Genomic DNA, 18,808 nt, shown 5'->3' with positions numbered 1-18,808 from the left:
TTACTCCTCGTCCAGGATTGCGGGCACGCGGAACTTGTCGCCGTCCCGGTCGGGAGCCCCGGAGAGCGCCTGTTTGACCGTGAGCGAGGGGACCACCGTGTCGGCGCGGAAGACATTGGTCAGCGGCATCGGGTGGCTCGTCGCCGGCACATCCGGCTTGGCCACTTCGGCTACCTTCGCGACCGAGTCAACGATCTGACCGAGTTCAGTCGTGAGGCGGGCGATCTCCTCCGAGCTGAGGTCGATCCGGGCAAGGTTGGCCAAATGGGCAACCTGCTCGGCCGTGATTTCAGACATGTTGCTCCGTACGATCGTCGAGGGTGGATTCCCCAATTCTATTCGGAGCCGTCGGTGACAAGATCCGCGTTGCCGGTTCCGATCAACGCCATGTTGTGCAGGGACTCGCTTCCAGCGTCGAAGTAGGCGTTGTGGCCGACCGATCCGTTCAGCCAGGAGCCGGTGATCCGATCGTTCCCGCCGGACACGCCGAGGGTGTTCGCGCCGTACGACTCCGCACCGGGATCGCTGCCGAAGAAAGCGCTGTTCACGGTCGGGTCCCAGTCGGCGCTGCCCACATAGACACTGCCCGGCGCGACGCTCAGGCTATCGACGGACTGCACCTGGCTGCCCGGGGACCCCACCAGCACCAGGGCGTCCACCCCGAACGTGCCGCGGGCCAGCGCCGTGAGCGCCACGGTCGACCCGTACGAGTGCGCGAGCACCGAAACGAAGGGCCGACGCGTGCCTCGGTCGGCCGCGATGCCCAGAGCCGACTGCTCCAGGAAGTCGGCGCCGACCTCCGCGAGGCCCGTCCCGCCCACGGTGAACACCGTGGGGGCCTCGTAGCCGATCCAGGCGATCGTGGCGACGCCGGCGGCGCGGATGCCGCCGGTCAGGGCGTGCCCGGACGGCGCCCCCCCGCGCAGCACCGCGATCTGTTCCGTGTACACGGCGTCTGCGGTGTCGGCCCAGTTGACGATCTGCTGCTCGACGGTGTAGTTCATGCCGGGTACCAGATAGGTGACGAATGCGGCGGTGTCCGGGTTGCCGAGGGCGATCGCGGCACGCCCGCCGCCTGCGGGGTCGAGGAGGATCAAGGAACGGCGCGGGGCGCCGTCGGGGGTGCTCAGTGCCGCCTTGACCTGGGTCAGGACGGCGAGTTCTCGGTTGAGCAGCGTGCGCTCGCTGTCGTCGGTCGCGTCGGCCAGCCGCTGGGTGACGTCGGCCAGGCTCTGCGTGAGGTAGCGAGCGTTGGCCCTGCCCCGCTCCCGGAAGGGGACACCCTCCAGGTTGCCCACAAGCTTGGGTGCGGCAGCCAGCAGCGACGACCGCTCGGAGGCGCCGAGTTCCGTCCAGAGGCCGGCCACCGCGGAGGCTGCGGGCGGCGCCGTCAACAGAGCGTCGACCTGGCCGGGGGACTGCTCCACGAACGCGGCCATGTCGGCCACGGAGAGGGTGGACAGCCCGGCCAGCAGGTTGGCTCCGGTCAGTCCCCGCACGGATTCGACCGTGGCGACCGTGGCGGACTTCGGCACGGATGCGATCGGCTGCGCGGACACCCGCGGGTCGCCGGCGCCGGGCCCCGCGACCGAGGTGCCGGTGCGCGCCGACAGGTTCAGCCACAACGGTTCCGCCGCGGCGGGTTCGGCGCCCCGGTTCGGCACCGGCTGGCCCTGGACTGTGGTGCTGAGAGCGTGCGCGCCAGAGGTCTCACTGACTCCATTGAGAGCCAGGGAGAGCGTTAGAACCGCCGCTTCTAACAGCAAACCTGGGCACGTCCCCTCACGAACACCGAGTAGCAAAACAACCCGGCCCCTAACAGACAAGCATTGCGTCTCCAGACTACTGAAACGGATGGTGCGGCCGTGCCCCCACAGTGGGTCTGGGAGACCCCCGATCGAGGGTCAATCGCGCCAAAGTTGATACTTGCATAAACCTATATAGGTGTGATCCCATATAAACATGTCGTTGAAAATCGCCCTCCTCGGGATCCTGGACCTCGCACCGATGACGGGATACGACCTCAAAAAGAGCATCGAGGCATCCGTCGCCCATTTCTGGTCCGCCGACCAATCCCAGATCTACCGCACGCTGGCGGCACTGGTCTCCGACGGTCTCGCCGACGTCGAGGTCATTCCGCAGGAGGGACGCCCCGACCGGCGCGAGCACCACATCACCTCGGCCGGCCGGACGGCCCTGGGCGACTGGCTGCGGGCGCCGCTGGAACCCGAAACCTCGCACGACGCGTTCCTGATGCGGCTGTTCTTCGTCGGCACCCTGGGGGTGCCGGCTACCCGGGCACTGATGCGGGCGCGGCGCGGCCAGGCCACCGCGATGCTGGCCGCACTGCGTTCCGTCGCTGAGCAGGAGCAGGCCCACCGCGAGCCCGACGATCGTGCCCCGGACGACCTCGGACGCAGGCTGCGCTTCGCAACGCTGCGGAACGGAATCCTCCACGCCGAGGCGGAACTCGCGTGGCTGGTCGAGACGAAGGAGGCCCTCGGATGAGCCGTCCCCGCCAGCGCCTGAAATTCCGCTATCCCCTGCAGCACGGCGTTGACACCACGGGGACCGACACGATCATGTTCCTGCACGGCGGCAGCGTCGCGTCGTGGTCCTGGAGACCGCAGGTGGAGGGAATGCCCGACCGGCATCTGCTCACCCCCGACCTGCCCGGTTTCGGCGCCCGGGCCGGAGAGGACTGGCTTTCCCTCGGTCAGACCGCCGACGATGTGGCCGGCATCATCGCCGCTCACGCGCGCGGCGGCCGGGCCCATCTGGTGGGGCTGTCCCTGGGCGGCCTCGTGGCCACGCACGTCATGGCCCGGCACCCGGGACTGCTGCACTCCTGCCTGGTGTCCGGCGTGCCGCTCACCGGGGTGCACGGCACGGCCCGATTCCTGAGCACGATGCAACTGCGGCTCTGGGACCGCCCCTGGTACTGGCGGGCCCAGGCGAAGGCTTTCGGCCTGCCCGCCGACGCGGTCGACCTGTTCGTGGAACACGGTCTGAGCCTCCGAACCGACAACGCCCGGCGCGTCTTCGCCGAGGTGAACCGCGGCGGCGTCCCGGAGAGGCTGCAGGACTACCGCGGCCCCCTGCTGGCGGTGGCGGGCGAACGGGAGTCCCGCCTCGTCCGGGACAGCTTTCCCGCGCTGCTCGCGCATCTGCCGCAGACTCGCGCCTGGACCGCACCCGGCATGCACCATGTCTGGAGCATCGAGGATGTGGACCTGTTCACCCGGATGGTGCTCGGTTGGGTCGACGCGTCAGAGGTGCCGGGCGAGGAGAGCCGTTGAATCAAACCGGGTCAGTGTCGGCGTCGGCGTCGGCGTCGGCGTCGGCCGTCGTCTCGGCCAGGGACTTCGGGCCGCTCGTGACCAGCAGGTGGAATTCTGCGGCGTCGAGGATCCGCAGGCCGAGCGCCTCCGCCTTGGCCAGCTTCGACCCCGCGCCCGGACCGGCGGCCACGAAGTCGGTATTCTTCGACACGCTCCCGGCGGATTTGCCCCCGGCGGAAATGATCGCCTCCTGCGCCTCTTCCCGGGTGTAGCCCTCGATCGAGCCGGTGGCCACCACCGTGAGCCCGGCCAGCACTCCCCCGGCCGCCGCAGCGGCTCCCGGACCGGGGTGCTCCGATATGCGGAACTGAACACCGGCCACCGTCCACTGCTCCACGATGCCCTGGTGCCAGTCCACCTCGAACCACGCGATGATGGCGTCGGCGATGATGCCGCCCACCCCGTCGACCTCGGCGAGCTCCTCGCGGGACGCGGCCCGGATCAGCTCGAGAGAACCGAAGTGGCCGGCCAGGGCGCGCGCCGCCACCGGCCCGACGTGACGGATGTTGAGGGCCACCAGAAGCCGCCACAGCGGCTTGGTCTTCGCCAGCTCGATCTCGCGCAGGAGCTTCAGCGCACTCGACGATGGCTGCGGTCCCTCGACGCCCTTCTTCTTCTCGGCGGCCGTGGGGTTGCGCCGGAACGGCGTGCGCAGCCGCACGGAGCCGTCATCCTCTTCCTTGGCCAGCCCGGTCTCGGCGTCCCGCACGATGACCTCGATCGGCAGCAGGTCGTCGAGGGTGAGGTCGAACAGGCCGGCCTCGGTGGGCAGGGGCGGCTCCACCGGACGGGTGGGCTGGGTGAGAGCGGCGGCAGCCACCTCGCCGAGCACCTCGATGTCGAGGGCGCCGCGGGAGCCGATGTGCTCGACCCGGCCGCGCACCTGAGCCGGGCAGCTGCGCGCGTTCGGGCAGCGGAGGTCGATGTCGCCCTCCTTGGCCGGGGCGAGCGGCGTGCCGCACTCCGGGCAGTTCACCGGCATGACGAAGGCTCGCTCGGTGCCGTCGCGCAGCTCAACCACCGGGCCGAGCACCTCGGGGATGACGTCGCCGGCCTTGCGCAGCACGACGATGTCGCCGATCAGGATGCCCTTGGCTTGGACCACGTCCTGGTTGTGCAGGGTGGCCTGGCGCACCTCGGAACCGGCGACCCGCACCTTCTTCATGACGGCGAACGGCGTGGCCCGGCCGGTCCGGCCGACGCTGACGACGATGTCGAGCAGCCTGGTGTTGACCTGCTCGGGCGGGTACTTGTAGGCGATCGCCCAGCGCGGCGCCCGGCTGGTGGCACCGAGTTCGGCGTGCAGGGCCAGCTCGTCGACCTTGATCACGATGCCGTCGATCTCGTGGTCGACGCTGGCGCGGTGCTCGCCGTAGTAGGCGACGAAGTCCGCCGCGAGAGCCGCGGAGGGTTCCACCCGGTAGTAGCTGCTGGTAGGCAGACCCCAGCCCTGCAACAGCTCGTAGACCCCGGATTGGGACGCGACCGGCGGGGTGGACCACGCGCCGATGCCGTGCACCAGCATCCGGAGCCGGCCGAGCCTGGCCCGCATCAGGCGCAGCGGTTCCGCGGCCTTACCCTCGGCCTTCTGGCGCAGGGAGCCGGCCGCCGCGTTGCGCGGATTCGCGAAGACGCGTTCGCCGGCGGCGACCTGCTGCGCGTTGAGCTCGAGGAATTCGGCGACCGGAAAGAACACCTCACCGCGCACCTCCATCAGGGGCGGATGCCCGGTGCCCCGCAGTTTTCTCGGAATGCCGGGCACCAAGGCGACGTTCTCACTGACGTCCTCGCCGACCACCCCGTCGCCGCGGGTGGCGGCGCTGACCAGCACCCCCTGCTCGTAGCGCAGGTTGATCGCGAGTCCGTCGATTTTGAGCTCGCAGAGGTAGTGCACGGGTCGCCCGGCGTCCCGTTCGACCTTCGCGGCCCAGAGGCCGAATTCGTCGAGCGAGAAGACGTTGTCGAGGCTGAGCATGCGTTCGGCATGCTGCACCGGATCGAACAGGCTGGTCTCGGCGCGGCCGCCCACGGTCTGGGTGGGGCTGTCCTGACTGGCCAGCTCAGGGAATTCCCGCTCGAGCTCGGCGAGGCGGTGCACCAACGCGTCGTACTCCGCGTCGGTGATGACGGCCTCGTTGCGGTCGTAGTACGCGTCCCGGGCTTCCAGGATGCGCTGGGTCAGGTCGGAGACCTCGGCCGCGGCGACGTGCAGGGGCGCGTCTGCCGCCGGGTCGGGCGCCGGGCTATGCATCGACGGCGACCGCACTGACGGCACTAACCGTGCGATCGATGGTGCACTGCCCGAGCACGCGGGTGCCGAGGTAGACGACGGCGGTCTGCCCGGGCGCGACGCCGGTGAGCGGCTCGGCCGGGATGATCACGAGCTCGGTGGTGGCGCCGCTCCCGCGGCTCGCGCTGGTCTCGGCGGACGAGCCGGCCTTGAGCGGAACGACCTGGGCCACGGCGGGAACCGGGTCGGCGTGGGCGCGGATCTGCACGTCGCAGTCGAAGGCGATCTCCGGGTGCGCGGGGGCCACGCCGCACCAGGTGAACTTCGTGCCGGCGATCTTCTTGATCGCGAGCGCCTCTTTCGGCCCGACGATGACGGTGTTGGAGATCGGGCGCACCTCGAGCACGAACCGAGGCTTGCCGTCGGCGGCCGGGGTGCCGATCTGCAGCCCCTTGCGCTGCCCGACGGTGAACGCGGCCGCCCCGTCGTGCGTGCCGAGGGTGTTGCCGTCCCGGTCGAGGATGTCCCCGGTCGCCGGCGGCACGCGCTCGGCCAGCCAGCCTCGGGTGTCGCCGTCGGGGATGAAGCAGATGTCGTAGGAGTCGGGCTTGTTCGCCACCGAGAAACCGCGCGCCGCGGCCTCCGCTCGCACCTCGGCCTTGGACGGCGTCGCGCCGAGCGGGAACATCGAGTGCGCCAGTTGGTCCTGCGTGAGCACGCCGAGCACATAGGACTGGTCCTTGGCCCAGGCGCTGGCGCGGTGCAGCTCGCGGTTGCCGTCGGCATCCGTCACGATCGTGGCGTAGTGACCGGTGGCGACGGCATCGAAGCCCAGGTCGAGGGCCTTTTCGAGCAGGGCGGCGAACTTGATGCGCTCGTTGCAGCGCATGCAGGGGTTCGGGGTGCGGCCAGCGGCGTATTCGGCGATGAAGTCGTCGACCACGTCGAGCTTGAACCGCTCGGAGAAGTCCCAGACGTAGTACGGGATGCCGATGATGTTGGCCGCCCGCTGGGCATCCATCGAGTCCTCGACCGTGCAGCAGCCGCGGCTGCCGGTGCGCAGGGTTCCGGGCATCCGGCTGAGGGCCAGGTGCACCCCGACCACCTCGTGTCCCGCCTCGACCATGCGGGCTNCCAGGTGCACCCCGACCACCTCGTGTCCCGCCTCGACCATGCGGGCTGCGGCGACGGCGGAGTCCACCCCACCGCTCATTGCTGCCAAAACCTTCACTTGACGAGTGTAATCGGGTGAGCGCCCCCGCGCAGCCCTCGCGCAGCCCTCGCGCAGCCCCAGCGCGGCAGCTGCGTCGCTGCGCGCGTGGCGTGCCAGGCGCGCAGCGGCGCAGCCCCCGCGCAACGAAACGATGGGCCGGGGCGAGCGACGACAGACGCCCGCGGCACCAGCCAGGGCCAGGGCCGGTGTCAGGGGATATCGGTCAGGGTTCGCTCAATCGAGGCGAGGCGAAGCTCCAGCAGGGCGAGCCGGTCGAGCACGGCCTGGTTGCTCGCGGTGCTCTGCTCGACGAGGCCGCGCAGGTCCGCCGCTTCGGCGAACTCCGCCTGCTTCTCGCGCGACCGCAGCACGGCCGCCACGATGCTCGATGTGACGCCGGCGATAATGCCGACAATGGCGATCCAGGCGAACCAGGGAATGTTGTCCATCAATGTGTGCTTTCTGTGTCGGCTGCGACCGCCGCAACGATGCGTGCGACGTTGGTGGTGACCTCGAACGAAACGACCTCGAAAAATTTCAGGGCCTTGCCGTCGTCGGAGAGTTCGAGGTGCCCGGTCACGTAACCGGCCGATTCGAGTCGTTGCAGGTGCATGTACAGCAGGGCCCGGGACATCCCCAGCCGGCGGGCGAGCTCACTCACATGGAGGGACTCCTCCGCCAGCAGGGCGATGATGCGGAACCGGTGCGGGTTGGCGAGGGCGGACAGCCGGGCGATCTCCTCGTCGAGCGTCATCGTGCCCACGCTCCCCTCGACATCCATCTACCTGCAATAAATACCTTACACGTGTAGGCCCAAGCCGTCCAGCACCGCCACGTCAGCCGCGCGGCAGCTGCGCCGCGGGTGAGGAGCGACGACGTGCAGCAGAGCACGGATGCCGCGGCGCGGCTCAGCGGCCCGGCATCCGGTCGGCCAGGCCGGCCCGGGCCGCCCGGACGTGGGCGGCCGGGAGGGCGGCGAGCAGAGCGTCGACGTCGGCCTCAGTGTTGGTGCGGCCGAGGGTGATCCGCAGGGCGCCGCGCGCCTCCACTTCGCTGCGGCCCATGGCGCGCAGCACGTGGGAGGGCTCGGCCACGCCCGCCTGGCAGGCAGACCCCGTGGACACCGAGATGCCCGCCACGTCGAGCAGGAACAGGAGCGAGTCACCCTCGCAGCCCGGGAAGCTGAAATGCGCGGTGCCCGGCAGATGGTTTTGCGGGTCCGGGTCGCCGTTCACCACAACGGAGGGTACGGCCGAAGAGACGCCGACGACGAGTCGCTCGCGCAGCGCGGAGATCCGCGCGTTCTCCGCCGGAAGGTCGTGCAGGGCGTTTGCCGCGACCGCGAACGCCACGGCCGCCGCGACGTCCTGGGTGCCGCTGCGTACCTGACGCTGCTGCCCGCCGCCGTGCAGCAGCGGCTCGACCGTGGCCCGGCGCGAGAGGGCGAGCGCCCCGATCCCCACCGGGCCGCCGATCTTGTGTGCCGAGACGCTGAGCGCGGCCACGCCGGCCTGGCTGAGGGCGTGGAAATCGATCGGAACGTGGCCGTACGCCGCCACCGCGTCGACGTGCACCGGGATGCCGTGCGCCGCGGCGAGCGCGGCCACCTCGGCGACCGGCTGCAGGGTTCCGACCTCGTTGTTGGCGCTGAGACAGGTGATCAGGGCGATGTCGTCGGGGTTCGCGGCGATGGACTGGGCAACCGCTGCCAGGTCGATCCGGCCGACGGCGTCCAGCGGCAGCCACTCGACTACGGCTCCCTCGTGCCGATCGAGCCACTCGACCGTGTCCATGGTGGCGTGGTGCTCGCCTCCGGGAACGAGGATGCGGGTGCGCGGCTGCCTGGCCCAGAACAGCCCTTTGATGCCGAGGTTGATCGCCTCGGTGCCGCCGCCGGTGAAGACTACCTCGATCGGGTCGCAGCCGAGGCTGGCAGCGACCTGCTCGCGGGCCTCCTCGAGCATCCGTTTTGCGTTCTGACCCTGGCTGTGAACGGATGCGGGATTGCCCACCACCCCCATCGCCCGAACGTAGGCGTCAATGGCTTCGGGCAGCATGGGGGTGGTTGCCGCATGGTCCAGATAGATCGCCATCTCGCTCCTTTCGCGCTCGCTCGAGTTTCGCCAGGTCCCACCGGCGGGTCTCCTGGTGGTAAATCACGGCTTCTGTACTCATTACTCTAGAACGCATGACCCCGCCTGATCCCCTGCGCAGCCTCGGCGTGCGAGTCACGACCCACGGCGGCGAACTCCGCGTGTGGTCGGAGACCGCCGACGCCATCGACCTGTGCATCTTCGACGCCACCGACCCCCACTGGATCATCAAGACCGTGCCCATGGTCAAGGATGAGCACGGCGTCTGGTCCGGACACTCCCGAACCCTCTCCCCCGGACGCCGCTACGGCATCCGCGTCTCTGGTCCCACCGCCCCCCGCAACTCCTTCCACCCCGAGAAGACACTGATCGAACCCTATTCCCGGGGACTCGTGCGGGTCGGCCCCGACCAGTGGCAGTCTTCCGTAGTCGACGGCGATTTCGACTGGGCCGGTTCGGTCAAACCGAGGATCGCCCTGGACCACACCGTGGTCTACGAGGCCCACGTTCGCGGCCTCACCAACCTCAGCCCCTCGGTGCCGGCGAACCTCCGCGGCACCTATGCGGGCCTTGCCCACGAGTCGACCATCGGCTACCTGAAGAACCTCGGCGTGACCAGCGTCGAACTGTTGCCGGTGCAGGCGTTCGTGTCCGAGCAGCGCCTGATAAAGCAGGGTCTGAGCAATTATTGGGGTTACAACACCTTCAACTTCTTTTCACCGCACGCCGACTACGCCACCCAGAAGTCCCAGGCCGCCGGTCCCGAAGCGGTGCTCCGGGAATTCAAGGGCATGGTCAAGCTCCTGCACGAGGCCGGCCTCGAGGTCATCCTCGACGTGGTCTACAACCACACCGCCGAGGAGGGCCCGAACGGCCCCGTCAGCAGCCTCCGCGGCATCGACAACGCCGCCTACTACCGGCAGAACAGCGCCGGCGGATACATCGACGTCACGGGTTGCGGCAACACCCTGAACGTCTCCCACGACGTTCCCCGCCGACTCGTGCTCGACTCGCTGCGCTACTGGGCGAACGAGGTGCAGATCGACGGTTTCCGCTTCGACCTGTCCGCCACGCTCGCCCGGGACGAGAACGTCGACTTCCAGGCGGACAGCCCGCTGCTCGCCTCGATCACGGCCGACCCGGAACTCTCGACGGTCAAGCTGATCGCCGAGCCCTGGGACATCGGGATGGGCGGCTGGCAGACCGGCAATTTCCCAGACGGCTGGACCGAGTGGAACGACCGCTACCGCGACCGCATGCGGTCGTTCTGGCTGACCGACCTGGCGGCCGCCCGCGACGGGCACGCCGGGAGCGGGATCGGGCGCTTTGCGACCCGCCTCGCAGGTTCCGCGAACACCTTCTCCCGGGAGCGCGGCCCGCTCGCCTCGCTCAACTTCATCACGGCCCACGACGGTTTCACGATGGCCGATTTGACCTCGTACAACGTCAAGCACAACGTCGGCAACGGGGAGTCGAACCGCGACGGCACCGACTCCAACAACTCGTTCAATCACGGCGCGGAGGGTCCGACCCGGGACCGGGACATCCTGACCGCCCGGCGCAAGGCCATGCGCAACCTGCTCGCGACCCTGCTGCTGTCGGCCGGCGTGCCGATGATCACCGCGGGCGACGAATTCGGTCGCAGCCAGCGCGGCAACAACAACGCCTACTGCCACGACAGTGAGCTCACCTGGTTGAATTGGGACCTCGACGACTGGCAGGAGGACCTGCACCGGGTGACTCGGCGCCTGCTCCAGCTGCGCCGCGAGAACCCGGCGCTGCGCCCGGTACGGTTCGGACGCCCCGGTGAGACGACCCTCAGCGCCAGCGAAATGAACTGGTACAACGCGGAGGGCCGGTCCATGTCCGAGGACGACTGGCACTCGTCCGGTGAGCGCACTCTGCAGTACCTGGCGGCGAGCACCCCGGAGCACGAGGATTTCAACCGTATCCTGCTGATCGTGCAGGGCCGTGAGGAGGAGGTGACGGTGACGCTGCCCCTGCACACGGGCGTCACCTCGTACTCGCTGCTCTGGGATTCCAGCCACGACGACCTGAGCGACGCCGTCATCGAGCACGCCCCCGGCGACCGGTTCCTCGTACCGGCCGCCTCGATGCAGCTGCTCCGGGCGCACTGAGCGTGGGCAACCGGACCATGGGCAACCGGACCATGGGCAATTGGACCGGGGGCCGCTGACCGTGGCCAAACGGGTGGAGGGAAGCGCCGGTACTCCGGCGACGGTGGCGCTGGTGCGCGCCGGCATCCCGTTCACCCCGCACGCCTACCCGCACGAGGCGTCGTCGACGAGTTTCGGCCTGGAAGCGGCGGAGAAACTCGACGTCGCCGCCGGCCGGGTGTTCAAGACTCTGCTGACGGATGTCGACGGCCGGCTGGTCGTCGGCGTCGTGCCGGTCACCGGCCAGCTCGACCTCAAGGCTTTGGCCACCGCCGTGGGTGCAAAGAGGGCCGTGATGGCAGACCCGTCGCTCGCCGAGCGCAAGACCGGCTACGTGGTGGGCGGTATCAGCCCGATCGGCCAGAAGAGCCGGCTCACGACCGTGGTCGACGAGAGCGCCCTGACGTTCGACACCGTCTTCGTCTCCGGCGGGCGCCGCGGTTTCGACATCGAGCTGACGCCGGCCGATCTGGCCCGGGCCGCCTCCGCGGTCTTCGCGGCGATCGCGCGCCCGTAACCGCACGAAAAAACACCTCCGTCGGAACGAAGGTGCTTTTTCGTGAGGCCGGTCAGCGCTAGCCGGCGACGGCGATCAGACCCATCTCGGCGGGGCTCACCAGAAGCGCGTTGTGCGGCACGACCCGCACCGTGTAGCCGAATGCGCCACCACGGTCGAGTTCTATCGTGCCGGTGAAGAGCGTCGGCGTACTGGCATCCGTCGCACCGGTCCCCAACGGTTCCGTATTGAGCGGCAGGGTGTTGACGTCACTCAGGTCGTCATTGGTGAGGCTCTTGCCGTAGACGACCTCGACGGTGACGTCCTCGGGCGCAAGACCGTTCAGCTGCACGTGTGCGCGGAGGTGCAGTTCGTCGCCGACCTGCGGCACCGGGGCGACGCCGCCGGATTCGACGTGGGTCACGGCGACGCCGGGCCAGGCCGAGACGATCCGCCCCTTCCAGGCGGCCAATTCCCGGGCGGCCCGGTAGTTGTTCTCGGACAGGCGGGCCGCGGCCGTGCCGGCAGGCCGGTACAGCTCCTGCACGTACTGGCGCACCATCCGACCGGCGTTGAGTTCCGGTGAGAGCTTCGCGAGCGTCTGCCGAATCGAGGAGACCCAGCGTTCGGGCACTCCGTCGGCGTTGCGGTCGTAGAACTTCGGTGCGACCTGATGCTCGATCAGCTCGTACAGCGCGTCCGCCTCGAGCCGGTCACGTTCGGCCGCGTCACCGGCGGCGTCTGCGGTGGGGATCGCCCAACCGTTGTTGCCGTCGTAGTATTCCGGCCACCAGCCGTCGAGGATCGACAGGTTGAGGGCGCCGTTGAGGGCCGCCTTCATGCCGGACGTGCCGCACGCCTCGAGCGGGCGCAGCGGATTGTTGAGCCAGACATCCGTGCCTGGGTACATCAGCTGGGCCATACCGATGTTGTAGTCGGGCAGGAACGCGATCTTGGTGCGCAGCGCCGGGTCGGCCGCGAACTGCACGATCCTCTGGATCAGGCGCTTGCCCTCCTCGTCGGCCGGATGCGATTTGCCTGCGATTACGATTTGGATCGGGTGTTCGGAGTGCAGCAGCAGCGCGCGCAACCGCTCGGGGTCGTGCAGCATCAGGGTCAGACGTTTGTAGGTCGGCACGCGGCGGGCGAACCCGATCGTGAGAACGTTCGGGTCGAAGACCCGCCCGATCCAGGACGGCACGATGCCGCCCGGGTTCTGGCCCTCCCAGGCCGCGGCGATCCGTCGGCGGGCGTCCTCGACGAACTGCAGGCGCATCTGGCCGCGCACCTGCCACAGGTCCGTGTCGGACACGGCGGGCGACGCCCAATCGGCGTCGGACGTGTCGCTGGTGCCCAGACGGCTCTGCGCGAGCGCGAGAAGGGCCGGGTCGGTCCAGGTGGGGGCGTGCACACCGTTCGTGATCGAGGCGATCGGCACGTCGTCGGCGTCGAAACCTGGCCATAGACCCTTGAACATCACCCGGCTGACCTCGCCGTGCAGCTTCGAGACGCCGTTGGCGCGCTGCCCCAGTCGCAGGCCCATCAGGGCCATGTTGAAGACGTCCGGGTTGCCATCCTGGAAGTTCTCCGCGCCGAGGGCGAGGAGGTCGTCGACGGCGACGCCCGGAAGCAGGTCGGTCTCGAAGTAGCGCCGCACCAGGCTGCGCTCGAACCGGTCGATGCCGGCGGCGACCGGCGTGTGGGTCGTGAACACCGTTCCGGCCCGGGCCACCTGCAGCGCCTCCGAAAAACTGAGCCCCTCGCCGATCAGGCTGGAGATGCGCTCGAGGCCGAGAAAACCGGCGTGACCCTCGTTGGTGTGGAACACCTCAGGGTCGGCCTGACCGTTGAGGCTGCTCCACTTCTTCACGGCGCGCGCGCCGCCGATGCCGAGCAGCAGCTCCTGCAGCAGACGGTGTTCGCCGCCGCCGCCGTACAGGCGGTCGGTGACCAGTCGCAGGTCGTCGGTGTTCTCGGGGATGTCGGTGTCGAGCATCAAGAGCCGGATGCGACCGACCATCGCCTGCCAGACCCTCGCGTGCAGGGTCCGGTCGTCGGGAAGTGCGAGGGAGACCTGCACGGGCGAGCCATCGGCCCGGCGCAGCACCGACAGCGGCAGGCCGTCGGGGTCGAGCAGCGGGTAGCTCTCCAGCTGCCAGCCGTCGGGTGAGATGGCCTGGCTGAAGTACCCGGCACGGTAGAACAGGCCAACACCGACCAGCGGCACGCCAAGGTCCGAGGCGCTTTTCAGGTGATCGCCGGCGAGGATGCCGAGGCCGCCCGAGTACTGCGGCAACGCGGCGGCGATGCCGAACTCCGGGGAGAAATAGGCGATGGATGCCGGCTTGTCGCCCTCGAGCCCCTGGTACCAGCGGGGCTTCTCGAGGTACTCGCGCAGTTCGTCGCGGGTGGCGTTCGCCCACGCCACGTAGTCGTTGTCCTGGGCGAGGGCTTCGAGGCGGGCCGTGTCGACGGCCCCCAGCAACGCGACCGGGTCGGTACCGCTCTCACGCCACAATTTAGGGGCGATGTGCTCGAACAACTGGCGGGTCGGCTCATGCCAGGACCAGCGCAGGTTGCCGGCAAGCTCGTCGAGCGCGGCGAGCGACTCGGGCAGCACGGTTCGGACGGTAAATTTGCGGATCGCTTTCACATCCTCAGCCTAGGCGCGGGGCGTGTCCGGCGGGTGAATAGAGGCAGCATTACACCCCCAATCCGCGCTACGGTCAGTAGGTGGCTAAGACAGTAAAACGCACAGGCGCGGCTCCTGAAACCCTCGGCGCGGTTCAGGAAGTCCAGACGACAGACCCGGCAGAACCCCGGATCGGCCGTATCCCGATCCTCGATCTGTCCCCTCAGTTGAACGACGACCTCTGGCCCGCGAAGGCGTTCGTGGGCGAAGCGGTTCCGTTCGCCGCGACCGCGTTCAGGGAGGGACACGACCTCATCGGCGTCATGCTGCTGCTGACCGCTCCCGATGGAACCGAGTCGCAGCATCCGATGTCCCTGAACTCCCCCGGCACCGACCGCTGGGAGACGCTCGTCACCCTCGGAACCCAGGGCCGCTGGACCTACCGCGTGCGCGCCTACGCCGACGACTGGGCCACCTGGCGGCACAACGCCTCGCTGAAGATCCCCGCCGAGGTCGATGTGGAACTCATGTTCCTGATCGGCTCTGAGCTGCTCATCCGAGAGAGCGCCGTCAAGACCCGCCCTCTGAACGAGCGGCGCACGTTCACCGCGGCCGCGAAGTCCCTCGTCGACCCGGCCAAGTCCGTCGCCGCCCGCTTCGATGTGCTCAGCAGCCCGAAGCTGGCTGCCGCGGCCGCCGTGCGCCCGATGGCTAGCCTCGAATCGGTCTCGGAATCCCGGACCGTGCTGGTCGAACGCACCCGGGCCGGCGTCGGCTCCTGGTACGAGTTCTTCCCTCGGTCGGAGGGCGCCGTGAAGCGCGCCGACGGCTCCTGGCAGAGCGGCACCTTCCGCACCGCGGCTAACCGGCTTCCGGCCGTCGCCGCGATGGGCTTCAACGTGCTCTACCTGCCGCCGATCCACCCGATCGGCCTGGCTTTTCGCAAGGGACCCAACAACACCCTCAACGCCGGACCGAACGACCCCGGCTCGCCCTGGGCGATCGGGTCGGCGGACGGCGGCCACGACGCCATCCACCCGGACCTCGGCACCGTCGCCGACTTCCAGTTCTTTCTTGCGGTCGCTCGCGAGAACGGCCTCGAGGTCGCGCTCGACCTGGCCCTGCAGGCGTCGCCCGACCACCCCTGGGTCACCGAGCACCCGGAGTGGTTCACCACGCTGCCCGACGGGTCCATCGCCTACGCCGAGAACCCGCCGAAGAAGTATCAGGACATCTACCCGGTCAACTTCGACAACGACCCTCTGGGTATCCGCGCCGAGGTGCTGCGGATCGTGCGGTACTGGATCGGAGTGGGCGTCAATATCTTCCGGGTCGACAACCCGCACACGAAGCCGCTCGATTTCTGGGAGTGGCTGATTTTCGAGATCAACGCCGAATTCCCCGATGTCTTCTTCCTCGCCGAGGCCTTCACCCGGCCGGCCCTGCTGCAGGGCCTGGGCAAGGTGGGGTTCCAGCAGTCGTACACCTACTTCACCTGGCGCAACACGAAGCAGGAACTTGCGGAATTCTTCGATGGCCTCGCCCACGAGACCGCCGACTTCCTGCGACCGAACCTGTTCGTGAACACTCCCGACATCCTCTCCGAGTATCTGCAGTTCGGCGGCCCGGCGGCGTTCAAGATCCGGGCGGCCCTCGCGGCCACCGCGGCGCCGACCTGGGGCGTGTACACGGGCTTCGACCTGTTTGAGTGCGTGGCCCGGCCCGGCGCCGAGGAGAACATCGACAACGAGAAGTACCAGTACCGGCCGCGTGACTTCGCGGGCGCCGAAGCGGCCGGCGCGTCCCTGGCGCCCTACCTCACCCTCCTCAACCGCATCCGCGCCGAGCACCCGGCCCTCGGGCAGCTGCGCAACCTCGATCTCCACGAGAGCGAAGACGAGGGGATCCTCGTCTACAGCAAATTCCTCGACGCGCCGTTCACAGGCAGCGGGCACTCGGACGCGTTGATCATCGTCGCCAACGTCGACCCCCACTCCGTGCGCCAAACCGTCGTGCACCTCGACGTCGCCCGGTTCGGTCTGCCGTACGGCTCCGTGTTCGAGGTCGAGGACCTGATCACCGGTGCCATCTGGACCTGGTCGGCCGACAACTTCGTGCGCCTCAACGCATTCACCGAACCGGTGCACATCCTGCACGTGAAAGGACCAGCTCAATGAAGCACGCACAGGGAGGTCCGGCGGCCAAAAGGGCCGCAGACAAGAAGACCGCTGACAAGAAGACCCTGGACAAGGCGGGCGCCGCCCAGCCTCAGGGAACCGTCAAGGCGAGCGTGCCGAAGCCTGCCGGAGCGCTGCACTCCCCCGCGCCGTTCGAGCTGCCGGTCATCGCCGACCACGTCCTCCAGGCCGTCTCCACCGGCAGCTACTACAACCCGCACGAGGTCCTCGGCCAGCACCTGATCGAGCAGGCAGGTATCGCGGACCCGCTCACCGTCATCCGTGCCCTCCGCCCGCTCGCGACCGAGGTCTTCGCCGTGCTGCCCACGGGCGCGCATGTGGAGCTGGCTCACCTGGGCCACGGTATCTGGCAGGGCGTGAGCACTCTCGGCCTTCAGGACTACCTGCTGGAGGCCCGCTACAGCGACGCCCCCACCTGGATCGTCGATGACCCCTATCGCTACCTGCCCACCCTCGGCGAACTCGACCTGCACCTTCTCGGCGAGGGTCGACACGAACGCCTGTGGGATGTTCTCGGCGCCCACTACCGGCCGAACGCGGGCCCGCTCGGCACCACGTCTGGCACATCCTTCGCCGTGTGGGCCCCGCATGCCCGGGCCGTCCGCGTGATCGGCGACTTCAACGCCTGGACCGGCACGCTGCACGCCATGCGCAACATGGGCAGTACCGGGGTCTGGGAGTTGTTCGTGCCCGGGCTGACCGCCGGCTCCAACTACAAGTTCGAGCTGATGACCCGCTCGGGCGACTGGGTGCGTAAGGCCGACCCGATGGCCCGCTACACCGAGATCCCGCCCAAGACGGCCTCCATCATCGGTGAGACCAGCTACGAGTGGGCGGATGCCCGCTGGCTCACCGACCGTTCGGCCACCGACCCCCACAACCGGGCCATGAGCATCTACGAGATGCACGTCGGGTCGTGGCGTCCGGGGCTGAGCTACCGCGACCTCGCCGACCAGCTGATCGACTATCTGAACGAACTGGCGTTCACGCACGTGGAGTTCATGCCGCTCACCGAGCATCCGTTCGGCGGCTCGTGGGGCTACCAGGTCACCGGCTACTACGCGCCGACGAGCCGGTTCGGCCACCCCGACGACCTGCGCTACCTGATCGACCGGCTGCACCAGGCCGGCATCGGCGTCTTGATGGACTGGGTGCCCGGGCACTTCCCGAAGGACGACTTTGCGCTGGCCCGCTTCGACGGCGAAGCGCTGTATGAGCATCCCGACCCTCGCCGCGGCGAGCAGATGGACTGGGGCACCTACGTCTTCGACTTCGGCCAGAAGCAGGTTCGCAACTTTCTGGTCGCGAACGCCCTCTACTGGCTCGAGGAGTTCCACATCGACGGGCTGCGGGTCGACGCCGTGGCCTCGATGCTCTACCTGGACTACTCCCGCGAAGACGGTCAGTGGGAGCCGAACATCCACGGCGGCAACGAGAACCTCGAGGCGATCAGCCTGTTGCAGGAGATCACGGCCACCGCCTACAAGCGCAATCCCGGAGCGGTCATGATCGCCGAGGAGTCCACTAACTGGGGTGGGGTCACGGCGCAGACCAGTGCCGGTGGTCTCGGGTTCGGTTTCAAATGGAACATGGGCTGGATGCACGACACGCTTGAGTACATGCAGGTCGACCCGATGTACCGGGCGCACCACCACAACCAGATCACGTTCTCATTCGTCTACGCGTTCAGCGAGAATTTCCTGTTGCCGATCAGCCACGACGAGGTCGTGCACGGCAAGGGCTCGCTGGTCGCGAAGATGCCCGGTGACTCCTGGCAGCAGCTCGCCAACGTGCGCGCCTACCTCGCCTTCATGTGGGCGCACCCCGGCAAGCAACTTCTGTTCATGGGCCAGGAATTCGGGCAGCGCTCTGAGTGGAGCGAAGAGCGCGGCCTGGACTGGTGGACCCTCGACCAGCCGGCTCACCGCGGCCTGTTCACGCTTGTCGGTCAACTGAACCGGGTGTACCGGTCGAACCCGAGCCTTTGGGCTAAGGACAACGACCCGAGCGGCTTCGAGCTGCTCGAGGGCGGCGCGGCCGCCCAGAACGTGGTCTCGTTCCTGCGCTGGGACGCCGACGGCAACCCCATTGCCTGCCTGTTCAACTTCTCCGGGGCGCCGCACAACGGTTACCAGGTCGGCCTGCCGTTCGCCGGGGTGTGGGAGGAGATTCTGAACACGGATGCCGCGGACTTCGGCGGCTCCGGGGTCGGAAACCTGGGTGCCGTGACCGCGCTCGACGTGCCGTGGGCCGGACGCCCGGCATCCGCTGTGGTGACCCTGCCCCCGCTGGCCGGTCTCTGGCTGCGCCTGCAACGCTGACCCGCTTCGCCCCAGTTCGCGAGAGCGCGGAAATGGCCCCGTCGAAACGCCGACGGGGCCATTTTTTTGCCACTTCGGACGCGTGGGCCTGAGCGACTCCATTCCAA

14 protein-coding genes are annotated in these 18,808 nt (G+C 68.7%); 6 read left to right on the top strand and 8 right to left on the bottom strand.

Annotated elements, in window-relative coordinates; genetic code table 11:
- Both gatC and E3O28_RS14585 read right to left on the bottom strand, forming a co-directional pair.
- Positions 1 to 297, bottom strand: coding sequence for an Asp-tRNA(Asn)/Glu-tRNA(Gln) amidotransferase subunit GatC (gatC, locus tag E3O28_RS14590; RefSeq protein WP_174720178.1), 297 nt, complete (start codon positions 295 to 297; stop codon positions 1 to 3).
- 38 nt (positions 298 to 335) lie between these two features.
- Positions 336 to 1,664: an alpha/beta hydrolase gene (locus tag E3O28_RS14585; protein ID WP_134400920.1), complete on the bottom strand. Its 1,329-nt coding sequence runs from the start codon at positions 1,662 to 1,664 to the stop codon at positions 336 to 338.
- 298 nt (positions 1,665 to 1,962) lie between these two features.
- Here E3O28_RS14585 and E3O28_RS14580 point away from each other — a divergent pair, with 298 nt between their 5' ends.
- Entirely contained in the window at positions 1,963 to 2,508 is a 546-nt protein-coding gene (locus E3O28_RS14580; RefSeq protein WP_134343098.1) for a PadR family transcriptional regulator, read from the top strand.
- A complete protein-coding gene (locus tag E3O28_RS14575; RefSeq protein WP_134343097.1) occupies positions 2,505 to 3,299 on the top strand; it encodes an alpha/beta hydrolase in 795 nt (264 codons plus the stop codon). The genes E3O28_RS14580 and E3O28_RS14575 overlap by 4 nt, the downstream gene beginning before the upstream one ends.
- Position 3,300: 1 nt before the next feature.
- Here the strand turns inward: E3O28_RS14575 and ligA are convergent, their stop codons facing one another.
- From ligA to E3O28_RS14550, 5 genes are all read right to left on the bottom strand, one after another.
- Positions 3,301 to 5,592 carry an NAD-dependent DNA ligase LigA gene (gene ligA, locus E3O28_RS14570; RefSeq protein WP_134416584.1) on the bottom strand — a complete coding sequence of 764 codons (2,292 nt, stop codon included), beginning with the start codon at positions 5,590 to 5,592 and terminating at the stop codon, positions 3,301 to 3,303.
- Positions 5,585 to 6,802, bottom strand: a complete 1,218-nt coding sequence (gene mnmA, locus E3O28_RS14565) for a tRNA 2-thiouridine(34) synthase MnmA (protein ID WP_134416583.1) — start codon at positions 6,800 to 6,802, stop codon at positions 5,585 to 5,587. Before mnmA ends, ligA begins: the two co-directional genes overlap by 8 nt.
- A gap of 191 nt (positions 6,803 to 6,993) precedes the next feature.
- The gene (locus E3O28_RS14560) at positions 6,994 to 7,233 is read right to left on the bottom strand and encodes a hypothetical protein (RefSeq protein WP_104103220.1); all 240 of its coding nucleotides are present in this window, start codon (positions 7,231 to 7,233) and stop codon (positions 6,994 to 6,996) included.
- Positions 7,233 to 7,565 carry a winged helix-turn-helix domain-containing protein gene (locus E3O28_RS14555; RefSeq protein ID WP_233191536.1) on the bottom strand — a complete coding sequence of 111 codons (333 nt, stop codon included), beginning with the start codon at positions 7,563 to 7,565 and terminating at the stop codon, positions 7,233 to 7,235. The genes E3O28_RS14560 and E3O28_RS14555 overlap by 1 nt, the downstream gene beginning before the upstream one ends.
- A gap of 127 nt (positions 7,566 to 7,692) precedes the next feature.
- Entirely contained in the window at positions 7,693 to 8,877 is a 1,185-nt protein-coding gene (locus E3O28_RS14550; protein ID WP_104103217.1) for a cysteine desulfurase family protein, read from the bottom strand.
- 95 nt (positions 8,878 to 8,972) lie between these two features.
- Between E3O28_RS14550 and glgX the strand changes: the two genes are divergently transcribed.
- Complete coding sequence (gene glgX / locus E3O28_RS14545) at positions 8,973 to 11,015, top strand: glycogen debranching protein GlgX (RefSeq protein WP_104103214.1); 2,043 nt, start codon at positions 8,973 to 8,975, stop codon at positions 11,013 to 11,015.
- Between the two features lie 40 nt (positions 11,016 to 11,055).
- On the top strand, positions 11,056 to 11,571 hold the full coding sequence (gene ybaK / locus E3O28_RS14540) for a Cys-tRNA(Pro) deacylase (protein ID WP_241973148.1): 516 nt from the start codon (positions 11,056 to 11,058) through the stop codon (positions 11,569 to 11,571).
- A 58-nt stretch (positions 11,572 to 11,629) separates the two neighbouring features.
- Here ybaK and glgP read toward each other — a convergent pair whose 3' ends face one another.
- On the bottom strand, positions 11,630 to 14,203 hold the full coding sequence (glgP, locus tag E3O28_RS14535; RefSeq protein WP_134400917.1) for an alpha-glucan family phosphorylase: 2,574 nt from the start codon (positions 14,201 to 14,203) through the stop codon (positions 11,630 to 11,632).
- 206 nt (positions 14,204 to 14,409) lie between these two features.
- Here glgP and E3O28_RS14530 point away from each other — a divergent pair, with 206 nt between their 5' ends.
- Positions 14,410 to 16,359 (top strand): maltotransferase domain-containing protein, encoded by a 1,950-nt coding sequence (locus E3O28_RS14530; protein ID WP_241973154.1) that lies wholly within the window; start codon positions 14,410 to 14,412, stop codon positions 16,357 to 16,359.
- Positions 16,356 to 18,701 carry a 1,4-alpha-glucan branching protein GlgB gene (gene glgB / locus E3O28_RS14525; protein WP_134416581.1) on the top strand — a complete coding sequence of 782 codons (2,346 nt, stop codon included), beginning with the start codon at positions 16,356 to 16,358 and terminating at the stop codon, positions 18,699 to 18,701. Before E3O28_RS14530 ends, glgB begins: the two co-directional genes overlap by 4 nt.
- Positions 18,702 to 18,808 lie beyond the last annotated feature (107 nt).

Origin of the sequence: Cryobacterium sp. TMT2-14 (assembly GCF_004402465.1) — a bacterium.
In the GTDB taxonomy this organism is placed as follows: domain Bacteria; phylum Actinomycetota; class Actinomycetes; order Actinomycetales; family Microbacteriaceae; genus Cryobacterium; species Cryobacterium sandaracinum.
Note: the sequence above shows the minus strand (reverse complement) of the source record. Positions and strands in the feature narration are given on the sequence as shown.